The organism is Niastella sp. sgz303648, assembly GCF_059587045.1.
Map to the genome: position 1 here is coordinate 139194 of NZ_JCAPSW010000005.1, position 13593 is coordinate 152786.

The following is a 13593-nucleotide window of genomic DNA, read 5'->3' on the forward strand; positions in this document are numbered from 1 at the left end:
GGTTCAATTTTATACTATTTATGAAAAAAATATTGTGGCTGCCCAGCTGGTATCCTAATAAAACAGCGCCTTTCGACGGGGATTTTATTCAACGGATGGCGCAGGCCACATCGGCATATGCAGAAATTCATGTGTTTTTTGTGGCAGAGGACGAATCGCTTAAAGAAAATCAGGTAACCACTTTTGCGCAAAACGGAAATTTGTATGAAACCATTGCATATTACAAAAGCAGTTCTTTATTGCCGCGCCTCATATCGTGGAAAAAATATTTCAATATATATAAACAGATAATCGGCAGCTTTATTAAAAAGCATGGAAGGCCAAACCTGGTGCACGTGCAGGTTCCGGTTAAGGCCGGATTAATTGCCTTATGGCTAAAACGCACCTATGGCATTGACTATGTGTGTACCGAACATTTTGCCATATATAACGATGAAGTAGTTGATCGTTTCAGTCGTCGTTCGTTTTATTTCAAACATTATACTCAAAAAATATTTAAAGAGGCCAGCGCGCTTTTACCGGTTAGCCAAAACCTGGGCGAAGCAATAAATGAACGGGTAATAAAAAAAGACTTTACGGTCATTTACAATGTGGCAGACACCGGTTTGTTTTATTATTCGCCTTCGGCACAAAAAAAATTCAGGTTTATTCATGTATCGGAAATGGGGCCCCGAAAAAATGTGATTGGTATTATTGATGCGTTTTGTGCCTTAAATAAACAACAACCCGGTACTGAATTGATACTGGCCGGCCCTTATACTGCCGAGGTATTTGAAGCCGCCCAACGCTCAGGATTACTAAATACGGCGATCTTTTTCACCGGGCAGCTATCTTATGAAGCAATAGCACAGAACATGCGGCAGGCCAATGCGCTGATATTATTCAGCAACATCGAAAATATGCCTTGTGTAATAATCGAGGCGCTGTGTTGCGGCTTACCGGTAATTTCAACAAATACGGGCGGCATTGCCGAAGTGATCGACAATAGTAATGGAATGCTGGTACCGGTTGGCAACGAAACCGCTTTATTGCAATCGATGCAGCAGCTGATGGGCAATTATAACCGGTTTAACAGGGCAACAATTGCCGAAAACGCCCGGCAACAATTCAGCTATACCGAAATCGGTCATCAGATCAACGATGTATATAACCGGGTTTTACAAACCTCAGCAGGGGATGCAGATTGAGTAAGGTTAAACTTAAAATCAATAATTCAACAAATAACGCATCAGCCGTAAACCAGAAACCAAGCGGCAACAACAGAGAGAAAATAAATAAATACCGGTCAAACCTGCGGGTAAAGAACCCGATAATAAATAGTCCTTCCAAAATAAATCCGGCAATAAATAAAGCATTCATCAACGCGGCATGTTGCAAAAACCAGTAATATATACCTGCCAGCCATGAATTGGGGTCATAGTATAAATAAGCTGCCCAATTTTTCTTCATTATTAATATTCCCTGATCTTTATGCAGCCAGCTGAATCGAAAGAACTTCCACAAAAAAGCGCAGCTGTAGGCAAACAGCAAAAAGTAACGAAGTGCCTGCCACAGGTAATTAAACGATTTGTTATTACGCGCCACAAATGGTACCGGCGCCAGCAGCACGCCTATTTTGGGATTGGTGTGGTGCGTACCATAGGTATTGAAGGTGATAAAGTAAATAAAATAAAGAACAATAAACGCTATAATAAATCCCCGCTTTTGCGGAAACAGAAAACATAAAATGCATGTAATAAAAAGCAGCAGATCAAAAACAACAGCAATCAGGTAATTGCTTGTTATCGCTTCGGGTACCTGCAATAAGTGCATTAACCAATAGGTAAGATCAACATAAGGAAATTTGATAACCGGTTTGCCTATCTGGTGCAGCAGGGTATGCGAAGCCAGCGAATAAAGCAGCGTAAAAAAAATAAACAGAAATACTATTCTGCAAATCCGGTTTCGTTCAGGCTGTGAATAAAAGTCACTTTCAGTTAAAGCTTTCTCCATTTTTCAAACAAATAAACTGAATCAACTACAATTTTTTCGCGATCGTAATGTACCTGCACTACATCTATCTGAACGGTACGCACATCAACATGCGTTATTTGCTGCAGGTATGTATTATACCAGGTAAAAAATACCTGTTGCGATACATCATAATTAAAGACTTTATTTTCTGCAAATCGAACCCAATTGTAGTGTTTATTCAGCTTTAGTTGCAGAAAGTTTTTTAAGGGGTCAACGCCACCGTTATCTTTTATTTTTTTGTAACTGGCCAGCGGGCCAATTAAATAAAACCGGGTAGCATCGGCATAACCGCCGGCAGCATCTATAACAAGGCTATCATTAATCGTTGTTCGCAATACTTCGTATTGCTCCACCGGTTTTTCCTTTTCCGAATACATGCCCCAAACAAAAAAAGGCGTTACCTCATCACCCAAAACATTAAAGATGATGGTGAACGCACAAAACACAGCCATTATATAAAACAGCCTGCGATCGTGCAACCAGACTTTATAAAGAAATGTTTTTTTCATGCTGCGGGAGCCTGACTTATTACTTACAACTTAAAACTTACAACTTACTTAAGTTTCGCTACCAGATCAACATACTCCTGCATAGCCGCTTCTTTTGCTTTGCCTTTTAAACCCGTCCAGGCATTGAATTTGGCTTTGCCTACAAAATCGAATGCATTGGCGGGTGGGTCAACATTCACATCGCCTTCCGTAGCCTGTTTGTACAGCGAATACAATTGCAATAAAATATCATTATCCGGTTTTTCGGCTAAGGCTTTGCTGCGTTGCACAGCCTGGTCGAATAATTCCTGCATACTCATAGGTGCCGGTTTTTGGTTCTTGCGAAAATAGGGGATTCCGGCCATATGGTTATAGTATAATGTATTGTTGCGATATGCGTGATTTTCCTATACTTTGTAATTTTAAAAGGGCTAATTTTATTTTTTTCATACAGCTTCGGTTCGCGAAGCCCGGGTACATTGTTTATTTAAATCTAAAACCACAACAGACTAAACAGTGATCAATAAAAATAATGGCATTTTTACCGGTTTTAAAAAAATAGCCTCTATTGCTAAATACATTTACCCGGTTTTGCTGGTTGTTTATTTTATCCTTCATGAAAATAACGCATACTTTGGACTTATTCCGATTCGGGAATCTTTATTATTTGGTACTTATTATTTTGTTTTTGTTGTTGCTGCTTCTTTGGGATTATGGTATTTATTTAAATGCAAAACCAAAGTGATTCTTTTCACTACCTTTCTTGTTTCGATTTTGTTGTTCTTTGGTTCCTTACAGGATTTTATTAAAGAATTGCCTATAGGGGATTTTTTTAAAAAATACAGATTTTTATTATGTGTGTTACCCATAATTACAGCAACAGTTTTGATCTTTATAAAAAGATCTGATAAAACATTTTACCATGTATGTCAGTATGTTCATTTAACGATTGGTATATTAGTAGTGTGGGAATTTTCATACTTAATGCGAAATATTTTTTTAGAAAAGCCCGGCCAAAATATACTGATTGAAAACTCACACACAGACCCTTTATATAATAACACGGTTTTAGAGAAAGCTCCCAATATTTATTTTATAATTTTTGATTGTTTTACCAGTTCCCGTTGTTTAAAAGATGAGTTTGGCTATAATAATGCAGAATTGGATAGTTTTTTGAATTATAACGGTTTTTATACAGTAACTAAATCAAAAAGTAATTATCATATTACCCCGTTCTCGGTTGCATCTACTTTAAATTTCACCTATTTAAACAATGAAGTAAACAACCGGATGCTTACAGCAAAGGATTTATTAAAAGGGAACAAAACAGTTGAACAAAGCCGGCTAATTTCATATTTGCAAACAAGAGGTTATAAGATTATCAATTATTCGGTTTTTGATTTGAAAGACAACCCTACGTTGGGCAAGCCTTATTTTAATGATAAGAGCAAGCATGTATTTATTATGCAAACCCTTCCGGGCAGAGTTCAAAGAGATCTTATGTGGAATGTTACCAACAACACGTTAATCGACTGGGTATGGCACACTACAGCGTCACTTAAACAGGCCCGATCTGTTTACCTGAACGATTATGTGTATGGCAATATGAACGGGTTGCAATCGGTATTATCGGCAAAGCAATCGACGCCAAGATTTGTGTATTGCCACATTATGTTGCCCCACGATCCGTATTTTTTCAATAAAGATGGCACGCTGAAAGAGGCAGACAATACAGGCCCAAAACAGCCGGTCAAAAAAGCATATCTAAACCAACTGATTTATAGCAGGCAACTGGTAAAGCAGGCCATCACTTCGATTTTAAAAAAAGATACCCTTAATAAAATTATTGTACTGGAAGGCGATCATGGTTTTCGTGATTATGGAGAACCGGATAAAACAGGCCGGTTTTTCGACAATTTAAATGCCATCTACTTTTATGATAAAAATTACACGGCATTATATGATTCCATGACACCGGTTAATACGTTCAGGGTTATTTTAAACCAGTATTTTCAGGAACGGTTAAAATACCTGCCCGATACCAGTATTTATGTGAACGACCCGTTTTTTGATACGGGTCAGCACAAAAAAATTCAATAAATTTTAGCCGCTGTTTTATCGTAAATTGACCCGTGATTTATATCATCCCTACCGCTGATTTTAATCAGTTTGTATAAAATAAATTACGATATTTAAATAAAAATGATCATTTCATGAGAACTGTAGACGATATCATTGCCAGCAAGCCCCGTCCTGAAAATATCATTCAGTCTACTGCCCTGGTCATTGATGCCCTGCATTTACTGGATGAGGTAAACCTGAGTTACCTGATCGTAATGGATGGTGAAGAATATAAAGGCATTTTTAGTGAACGCGATTACAGTCGCAATGTAATTTTAAAAGGCCGGTCGAGTAATTCGGCACAGGTAAAAGAAGTAATGACGATCGATTTGCCGGTGGTTGATTTAACCGACACCGTTGAGCAATGTATGACCCTGATTGCAAAACACAAAGCGCGCTACCTGGTAGCCTACGACAAACACCAGTTTGCCGGCATCATTACTATTCATGATCTGCTGCGCCAGGTATTGGCTAACCGCCAGGAAGTTTTTGACGATGGTCTTGCTCAAAAATTAATTGATACTGCCGAGGGCAGGGGACGAATATATTAGTTTGAGGTTTCGGGTTTGTAGTTTGTGGTTGCTGCCGCGCTTTGGAGTTTCATTATTATTATCAAACACCTTAACTGGTTAACAGGATCAAAATCGTACAGCAAGCTTCACCTAAAGAACCACAAACTACAAACCACAAACCAGAAACTACTTCACGTCCCAGCTATCTGTTCTGAACGGAGCAACCGGTAATTCTTCTTTGCTATATAAATTACCAATGGCGGTATTGCCGAATGCATACCGTACGGCAACCGGTTCTTTTACCTGCTTACTCCATACTACCAGTTTATCTTTTTCAATTTTTGCTTCGGCCGGGTAAAACTGCTGATCGCTGCCCGCTACATACAATTCGGTAATGATTTTATCTTTTGCCATTAGTCCATTGGGCGCATTATCAAATTCGATATATGCTTTGCCTTTTTTTACCTCCATGTTCTTATACAGGGGGCTTTTATAGGCAAATCCTTCTTTTTTATAGGTGTCGTGCAGGGCCCAGTTGGCTAAACGGGCGCCCACATCGTGTTTATTGGTAGGGTGTATGTTTGCCGTATCGGCAACCAGGTCGCTAATCACCACCATTCCGGTGTTGGGATGCGCCATGGCTTTCGTTTGCTGCTCGCGTAACAGGGCGCCGATGTAATTATTTCCATATTTAAAGGGAGCGATCTGAACAAAATAAAAAGGAAAATCCTTGTTCCATGCCTTGCGCCATGCATCGATCATGGTTGTAAGCAATTTACTATAGGTGCTGGCAGTACCTGTGTTACTTTCACCCTGGTACCAAATGCTGCCGGCAATACCATAATTAGTGATCGGCGCTATCATGGCATTGTAGGTTGCGCCCGGCAAATAAGGCCACCATGCTTTGGGTTCCTGTTTCGCTGCTGCACTTTTTAATTCGGCATCGTTATTTACTTTTTCTTCGGGGGTCCATACTTCGGCCGGTGTGCCGCCCCAGCTGGTATTGATCAGTCCGATAGGTACGTTCAGGTCTTTATTGAGCTTTTTACCAAAAAAATAGCCGACAGCGCTGAATGATTTCAGGGTATTTGAATCGCAGATCGTCCATTGAGCTGCGCAATCGTCCTGCGGATATTCGGCTGTGGTTTTTGGAATATGAAAAAAACGAATATTGGTATTGTAGCAGGTTGGCAGTTCGTCGGCGATATCTTTTAATTTGTTGTTATAACTCCATTCCATATTCGATTGGCCCGAACAAACCCATACTTCGCCAATGAGTATATTTTCAAGAACGATGGTATTCCCACCTTTCAATGTAATAGTATAAGGTCCGCCGGCAGCCGGAGTTTGAATGCTGATTTGCCATTTGGCATCCCGTGTACCAACAACAGTATCGGTTTTGTTGTTCCAGGAAGTTGTAACGGCAATCTTTTCGGCAGGTCCGCACCAGCCCCACAACTTTACGGTCGACTGTTGCTGCAGCACCATATTGCTGCTGATGACGGCCGGGAGGCGAATATTGGCATGGCATACGAGAGATAAGCAAATAAAAAACAGTGATGACCATTTTTTCATATATAGCAATTTGGGGCCAAATATAAACTTGAAAATTAATTTCTAATCAAAGATTACTGTACAGAGGTGTAAAGACGCAGAATAATTGCAAATAAATCATTAATCGACCGGGTATCTTTTGGTTTAACCTTTAAAAAGTTTTGCAGGTATTAGCCCGGTAAAATCGTTTATATTTAACCGTATTATTTTTTTAACCTTAACCTTTTATTCGATGCAAAAGAAAAGCCTTATTTCTGTGATCTTTTTATCTCTCGTACTGTTCAGCAGCTTTACGCAAAAACCTTCGGGTAACTATGTTAAAGATCCGAGATTATGCGAGGTGATTGTTGACAACTATACCAATGAGGTGCTGACAAGTATAAGTGTTGAATCGTCGACGGATGTCGTTTCATTGACTAACATCCGGCCTGGTAGCGGGTCGGGTGCGCCACTCAAATACGATGATGTCAAAGACGATATTTACATTTATATAATTTTCAATACCGTTCCGGCGAATGCGGTTGCTACTATTACCACCAGTGCAGGCGTGGTAGGTACTGTTAACATTGTTGCCGGCACTAACAAGTTTATTTTAAGTGCACCGGTTTCAACCAGCGGTATAAGGGTTACTATTCAGTAAGGTTCTTTAAAAAACCTCACCCCAAACCCCTTACCTTAAGGAAAGAGGGGCCTGGGGTGAGGTTGATGTAATCAGATATTCAAAATTCTACCCAACAATCATCTCGGGTTTCCAGTTAAAAACCACCTTCACTTCAATATCGGGGTGAATACTATACATAACGGGGCAGGTATTGGCAGCGCGTTCCAGAATAGTTTTTTGCTTTTCATCTACCTGTAATGTATCCGGGAAATGAAATGTTAAATTTATACCACCAATACGGCGGGGATCGGCTTTCATTATTTTTTCTACTTCAATTTTTACACCTTTCAGATCAACCTGCATATCCCGGGCTTTAATACCCATTATAGTAAGCATGCAGGTTCCAAGAGCAGTTGCCACCAGGTCGGTTGGCGAAAAACGTTCTCCCAGGCCCTGGTTATCGGGTGGCGCATCGGTTTCAATAACGGTACCGGATTTTACGTGCGTACAAACCGTTCTCAGATTTCCTTCGTAAATTACTGTTGAGGTCATTATGTATATTTTTACCTTAAATTTACGTTTAATAATCAAAACATAGCCAGTGAAGAAATTTGTTTTGTTCCTTTTGGCTGGTACACTTGCCTCCACTTTATGGGCGCAGGATAATCCCACACCAAAATCGCCAACATCAAAAAAAGACAAACAGGCAGCTAAACGCGAAAGGATTAATAACCTGATGAAGCAGGAGGAAGAAGGAGAAATTATTTTTAGTAAACAAAATGCATTCGGACTGAAATTAAATACCGATGGGTATGGAATTTCCTATGAAATTGGCCGCTTTAAAAGTGCACGGGTTGCCAATATTTTTCAGATTGAAATAAATGAAAAAAAGCATAAGAAAGAAAAACGCACCTCGCTACTGAACGGTTTCAACTTCAACAGCGTGATCTATGGCAAAACGAATAATTTTTACCAGGTAAAACTCGGCGCCGGTCAGCAACGCATCATTGGCGGAAAAGGCAATAAAAACGGCGTAGCTGTTATGGCTGCCTATGCAGGCGGTATTACCATTGGATTACAAAAACCGTATTATGTTGACATTGTAGATAAAGCGCAGCAACGTTACCGTAAAACATATCCCGAAATTATCGACAGCGGCTACCAGGAGCAGGGCGCTTCGGGCTTTACCGTTGGGTGGGATAAAGTTCAGCCTAAATACGGTTTACATGCCAAAGGAGCCCTTCGTTTTGATTACGGCCGGTTCAATGAAACTGTTTCGGCCATTGAGGTTGGACTAAATGCCGAATACTATTTTAGTAAGGTAGACCAGATGGCCTACAATCCTCAAAAGAACTTTTTCTTCAACGCATATATTTCGCTGCTGCTCGGGCGACGAAAGTGAGCTTTTACCGGTTACCAGTTGCCAGTTACCAGGAAACCGGTAACCGGTAACTGGTATCTACTTTTGTGTTACTTTTGCCCATAATTTAATACCCCCGCTTTTGCAGGGCGGTATAGTTCGGTTTAAATCAATTTGTTAGCAATCTATCAATTAAACCTTTTCTGTCGGAAGTTGTTAGTATTCCTGACACGTAAATAAGGGTTTAATTAAGAATAAAAGACATATGCAGGAATTACCCGTTATTAATAATGTGAACGAATCGACTTCGGTGGTTAAAAAGCCCAACTGGCTTCGTGTGAAATTGCCAACCGGTGAAAGTTACCGCAATGTGCGCAACCTGGTAGATAACCATAAACTGCACACCATTTGCGAAAGCGGTAATTGTCCTAATATGGGCGAATGCTGGGGCGAAGGGACGGCCACATTTATGATATTGGGTAATGTTTGCACCCGCAGCTGCGGTTTTTGTGCCGTTGCTACCGGCCGCCCCGAAGCCGTTGACTGGGATGAACCGCAACGCGTGGCAGAAACCATTTACCTGATGAAGGTAAAACATGCCGTACTTACTTCGGTCGACAGGGATGAGCTGAAAGATGGCGGCAGTATTATATGGTACAATACCATTAAAGCGGTAAAAGCATTAAATCCAAATACCACACTCGAAACACTGGTTCCCGATTTTAAAGGGGAGGTTGAAAATATACAGCGTATTATCGATGCCGCTCCTGAAGTGGTATCGCATAATATTGAAACGGTAGAACGTCTTACCAGACAGGTTCGCATTCAGGCCAAATACCGCCGCAGCATGGAAGTGCTGAAAGTGCTTAAACAGGGCGGCATGCGCACCAAAAGCGGCATTATGCTGGGTCTGGGCGAGAAAAAAGAAGAAGTATTACAAACCATGCAGGACCTTCGCAACAGCGATGTAGACGTAATTACCATTGGACAATACCTGCAACCCACAAAGAAGCATTTGCCGGTGATGCGTTTTGTTCATCCCGATGAATTTGCCGAATACCGCGAGGCCGGTTATAACATGGGATTTGATTTTGTTGAAAGCGGTCCGCTGGTGCGTTCATCTTACCACAGCGATCGTCATGTAATACCCGGTTATGGAAGAGAGCAATGGCTTAAGCAGAAAGAAATATTGAATAACGAATAACAAATAATGAATGATGAAATGCTTTTACTGCTACATTCATCATTCTACATTCAATATTCGATATTAAATGAAAGAATGTCTTGCCTTCATTCTGTTCTTCCTTACAACTCCTTTTTGTTTTGCACAGCTGCATTGGAAGAAGGTGAGTAACGATTTTGACAGCCTGCCAAAATCTATCCGTATTTTTAAAACTACCGATTCATTAAACGGCCGGCCATTTAAAGCCTGGTGTGCCGAAATACGTCTTAAAGACAAACACCTTGAATTTACCACGCAAACCGGCCAGGGTAAATGCTTTACGCCCTCGGAATATTATGCCATGGAGGGCAATCCTTATATTGTAATAAACGGGGGATACTTCTCCTATCAAACCCATCAAAATCTGAATGTAATTATACGCAAAGGAAAAATGGAAGCGTATAACATACCGGCGCTGAAAAGCCTGTACAACGATTCGTTTTATTACGCCACCCGCAGCGCATTCGGACTTACCAAAAAACGATGGCCCGATATAGCCTGGGTATTCACCGACACGGCTAAACGATGGCCTTATGCTTTTCAAAGCCGGCCCATCATTGCCAAAGGCAGCAATCCCGATCCTTCGCTCAAAGACCTGCACACGCTGGAGCAATGGAAATGGTGGAAAATGTATACTGCTATCGGCGGGGGCCCGGTGCTGGTACAGGATGGAGCCGTTTTTATCAGCAATAAAGAAGAGCAGTTGTTTGCCTATGAAACCGACGACAGGCATCCGCGTACAGCGATCGGCTATACCCGCAACCGCCGGCTCATTATTCTGATCATTGAAGGGCGTTCGCCCGGCATAGCCGAAGGCGCTACCCTCGAAGAAGAAGCCCGTATAATGATTGAACTGGGTTGTGTTGAAGCGTTGAATCTCGATGGCGGCAGCAGCAGTTGCATGCTGGTAAACGGAAAAACTACCAATCAACCTGCCGGCAAAGAAGGCCAGCGGCCGGTTGCGAGTGTGTTTATGGTGAAGAAGAAAATCAAAATCAATAGGTAACAGGCAATTGACAACCGGCAAATCATTTTTCCCGCTCTGTAGTGTACTTCACCAATTCTTCTATGGCCGAACGTGCCGGCGAGGAAGGAAACTGATGAAGTATCTTTAACGCTTCATCGCGAAAAAATTGCATTTTCTTTTGGGCATATTCTATGCCACCCTGCAGCTTAACTTCTTTTGTTAAAAAAGCCAGACTATCAACATCTGTATTTTTGTGTTTAATAATGTACAGCAGTTGTTTACGCAGGTTTTTATCGCAGTTATTTAATGTATACAACAGAGGCAGCGTTACTTTTCTTTCTTTAATATCATTGCCGGTAGGTTTACCAATATCGGTATTGCCATAATCAAGCAAATCGTCTTTCACCTGAAAGGCCATACCCAGCAATTCTCCAAATTTGTATAGTTGCTGAACCTCGTATTCATCTTTGAAAGTGGTAGCTGCACCGGCGGCACAACAGGCGGCCAAAAGGGTAGCGGTCTTCCCTTTTATAATGTCATAATAAACGTCTTCATTCAAATTCAGTTTGCGGGATTTTTCCAACTGCAATAATTCGCCTTCAATAACTTTTCCTGCAGCTTCTGAAAATATTTTCAGAACCCGGTGCTCGTTATGCGATAGCAACAGCAGCACACTTTTTGTGAAAAGGTAATCGCCGGTAAAAACGGTCGACCTGTTTTTCCATAAAGCATTAACCGAAAAAGCACTGCGTCGCTCCATTGCATCATCAACCAGATCATCGTGCACCAATGTAGATATATGCAGCATTTCAACAAACAGTGCCGCCCGGTAACTGCTTTCGTTGATGTCGCCACCCAGGCGGGCACATAACAAAACAATCATAGGACGCATTCGCTTCCCTTTTTGTTTTGCCAGGTAAACGAGAATGCTGTTCAATAATGGAACATCACTTGTAAATGCTTCAGCAAGATACTGTTCAAAATGCGCCAACGCGGGGCCTATAACCTGTTTAACTAATTCCATATATATACCTGGAGCATAACACTAAAACTGCAAACCGGTTTAAAAATAAGTACGGGCAAAATTTACATACACCCCGCACTTAAGCGCAGGGCTACAGCTTTATCTTCAACCCAATCTTTTTCATTGTCAGCAATGCTTCGGCGTTTCCTTTTGCATCATCAACCGGATGATGCGTATGTTTGGTTTCGCGCAGGTGCTTGAAATTTTTAAACATATCTTTCTCCATTCCTTTGTACAAACTGCCCAGGTTTTGCGAGCTGTGCCCGAAAGGATTTGAACCGGTAAAATGATGAAAATACCAGCAGATAAACATCCAGTCGAACCCGTTGTTATCGCTGATAAAAACCGGCCGGTCTTTACAAACTGTCTGGATCCAGTTTTTAAATTGTATCATCACTGTTGCCGGATCATCGAACAATAGTACTTCTTCACGCGAAAAGCCCGAAACGGCCAATGCTTCCGGGATAAATTTATCCGAAACCGGTTTTAATTTTCCATAAAAAGTATTGCTGAGCTGTTCATCAACAAGCACAGCACCAAAACAAATCATCGAATAGTCGCCGGGTATAGGCCCGTCGCTTTCGATATCTACCATAATGTAAGACATATACAAATATTGAATATTGAATATTGAATAATAAATGAAGAATGTCGAAGTAAAGGCACTTCGACATTCATTATTGAACATTTATTATTCGATATTTTTAAACCACCTTATCAGTCTTCGCCTCCCACACCAGCGCACTGGCGCCCAGAATAGCCGCATCGGCCTCGCGCAATTCCGAGAACAACAGTTTTACTTTGTTCTGGAATATCGGAAGCAGATTTTTTTCCATATGCTCACGCGTAGGTTTCAAAATCAGGTCACCGGCTTTGGTCATACCGCCAAATAAAATAATGGCCTCGGGCGACGAGAACATTACAAAATTGGCAAGTGCCAGCCCTAATATTTCGCCGGTAAACTCATATACCTCTTTGGCTATTTTATCGCCCTGCATGGCGCATTCGTATACAATGCGCGAGTCGATTTCCTCTTTTGCATAATTGCGCAGCAGGCTTTCGTGATTGGGATCTTTTTCAAGAAACTCAATGGCCGTAAGCGTTACGCCGGTGGCCGACGCATAAGCTTCGAGCGAACCACGCAAACCGGTGCCTTTGTGTAAACGGCCGCCGGGAATGATGGTTATATGGCCTAGTTCACCGGCAAATCCATCGTGACCGTAAATCAACTGGCCGTTGGCCACAATTCCGCTGCCTACGCCGGTTCCAAGTGTGATCATTATAAAATCCCTCATACCACGAGCTACTCCGTACATCATTTCGCCCACTGCAGCAGCATTGGCATCATTGGTCAATGCACAGGGAATACCGAATTTGGTATTCATCATTTCTGTCAATGGAATCAATCCTCTCCACGGTAAGTTCGGAGCATATTCAATAGTGCCTTTGTAATAGTTTCCATTGGGAGCGCCGATACCAATGCCCCGGATGGCGCCAATGCCACCGGTTTGTTCTATAGCGGGAGCAAGTGCATTGGCCAGATCGTCGATATATGCGTTAATATCCTTGTGTTTACGGGTAGAAATGGCTCCCCGGTACGAAATATCGCCCCGGTGATCTACAATACCGAATACTGTATTCGTGCCGCCGATATCAATTCCAATTGCAAACTCTTGTTGTCTCATTTCAATTATTCAGTTTCTTAATTTTCATCATGTGCTGCCTTATGCA

General features: G+C 41.5%; 15 protein-coding genes. 7 read left to right on the plus strand and 8 right to left on the minus strand.

Annotation, left to right across the window (positions count from 1 at the left end):
• Window positions 1-20 precede the first annotated feature (20 nt).
• Window positions 21-1187: a glycosyltransferase gene (locus AC59IL_RS16185; RefSeq protein WP_496553204.1), complete on the plus strand. Its 1167-nt coding sequence runs from the start codon at window positions 21-23 to the stop codon at window positions 1185-1187.
• On the opposite strand, the gene AC59IL_RS16190 is transcribed toward AC59IL_RS16185, so the two are convergent.
• From AC59IL_RS16190 to AC59IL_RS16200, 3 genes are read right to left on the minus strand one after another with little or no spacing between them, the layout of a single operon-like run.
• Window positions 1135-1992 carry a hypothetical protein gene (locus AC59IL_RS16190; RefSeq protein WP_496553205.1) on the minus strand — a complete coding sequence of 286 codons (858 nt, stop codon included), beginning with the start codon at window positions 1990-1992 and terminating at the stop codon, window positions 1135-1137. The genes AC59IL_RS16185 and AC59IL_RS16190 overlap by 53 nt on opposite strands.
• Entirely contained in the window at window positions 1977-2522 is a 546-nt protein-coding gene (locus AC59IL_RS16195; protein ID WP_496553206.1) for a hypothetical protein, read from the minus strand. The genes AC59IL_RS16190 and AC59IL_RS16195 overlap by 16 nt, the downstream gene beginning before the upstream one ends.
• Before the next feature lie 44 nt (window positions 2523-2566).
• On the minus strand, window positions 2567-2821 hold the full coding sequence (locus tag AC59IL_RS16200) for an acyl-CoA-binding protein (protein ID WP_496553207.1): 255 nt from the start codon (window positions 2819-2821) through the stop codon (window positions 2567-2569).
• Window positions 2822-3017: 196 nt separating this feature from the next.
• On the opposite strand from AC59IL_RS16200, the gene AC59IL_RS16205 reads away from it, so the two are divergent.
• Window positions 3018-4601: a hypothetical protein gene (locus AC59IL_RS16205; protein WP_496553208.1), complete on the plus strand. Its 1584-nt coding sequence runs from the start codon at window positions 3018-3020 to the stop codon at window positions 4599-4601.
• A 113-nt stretch (window positions 4602-4714) separates the two neighbouring features.
• Window positions 4715-5173: a CBS domain-containing protein gene (locus AC59IL_RS16210; RefSeq protein ID WP_496553209.1), complete on the plus strand. Its 459-nt coding sequence runs from the start codon at window positions 4715-4717 to the stop codon at window positions 5171-5173.
• 147 nt (window positions 5174-5320) lie between these two features.
• Here AC59IL_RS16210 and AC59IL_RS16215 read toward each other — a convergent pair whose 3' ends face one another.
• Window positions 5321-6709 (minus strand): sialate O-acetylesterase, encoded by a 1389-nt coding sequence (locus AC59IL_RS16215; protein ID WP_496553210.1) that lies wholly within the window; start codon window positions 6707-6709, stop codon window positions 5321-5323.
• A 211-nt stretch (window positions 6710-6920) separates the two neighbouring features.
• Between AC59IL_RS16215 and AC59IL_RS16220 the strand changes: the two genes are divergently transcribed.
• On the plus strand, window positions 6921-7328 hold the full coding sequence (locus AC59IL_RS16220) for a hypothetical protein (protein ID WP_496553211.1): 408 nt from the start codon (window positions 6921-6923) through the stop codon (window positions 7326-7328).
• An 87-nt stretch (window positions 7329-7415) separates the two neighbouring features.
• Here the strand turns inward: AC59IL_RS16220 and AC59IL_RS16225 are convergent, their stop codons facing one another.
• Window positions 7416-7841, minus strand: coding sequence for an OsmC family protein (locus tag AC59IL_RS16225; RefSeq protein ID WP_496553212.1), 426 nt, complete (start codon window positions 7839-7841; stop codon window positions 7416-7418).
• A 49-nt stretch (window positions 7842-7890) separates the two neighbouring features.
• Here AC59IL_RS16225 and AC59IL_RS16230 point away from each other — a divergent pair, with 49 nt between their 5' ends.
• From AC59IL_RS16230 to AC59IL_RS16240, 3 genes are all read left to right on the plus strand, one after another.
• On the plus strand, window positions 7891-8691 hold the full coding sequence (locus AC59IL_RS16230) for a hypothetical protein (protein ID WP_496553213.1): 801 nt from the start codon (window positions 7891-7893) through the stop codon (window positions 8689-8691).
• A 223-nt stretch (window positions 8692-8914) separates the two neighbouring features.
• A complete protein-coding gene (gene lipA, locus AC59IL_RS16235; protein WP_496553214.1) occupies window positions 8915-9853 on the plus strand; it encodes a lipoyl synthase in 939 nt (312 codons plus the stop codon).
• A gap of 67 nt (window positions 9854-9920) precedes the next feature.
• Window positions 9921-10877, plus strand: a complete 957-nt coding sequence (locus tag AC59IL_RS16240; RefSeq protein WP_496553215.1) for a phosphodiester glycosidase family protein — start codon at window positions 9921-9923, stop codon at window positions 10875-10877.
• Between the two features lie 22 nt (window positions 10878-10899).
• Here the strand turns inward: AC59IL_RS16240 and AC59IL_RS16245 are convergent, their stop codons facing one another.
• The 3 genes from AC59IL_RS16245 to AC59IL_RS16255 all read right to left on the minus strand — a co-directional run bounded on the left by AC59IL_RS16245 (window position 10900) and on the right by AC59IL_RS16255 (window position 13547).
• A complete protein-coding gene (locus AC59IL_RS16245) occupies window positions 10900-11862 on the minus strand; it encodes a polyprenyl synthetase family protein (RefSeq protein WP_496553216.1) in 963 nt (320 codons plus the stop codon).
• Window positions 11863-11953: 91 nt separating this feature from the next.
• The gene (locus AC59IL_RS16250) at window positions 11954-12469 is read right to left on the minus strand and encodes an exonuclease (RefSeq protein WP_496553217.1); all 516 of its coding nucleotides are present in this window, start codon (window positions 12467-12469) and stop codon (window positions 11954-11956) included.
• Between the two features lie 97 nt (window positions 12470-12566).
• On the minus strand, window positions 12567-13547 hold the full coding sequence (locus AC59IL_RS16255; protein ID WP_496553218.1) for an ROK family protein: 981 nt from the start codon (window positions 13545-13547) through the stop codon (window positions 12567-12569).
• Window positions 13548-13593 lie beyond the last annotated feature (46 nt).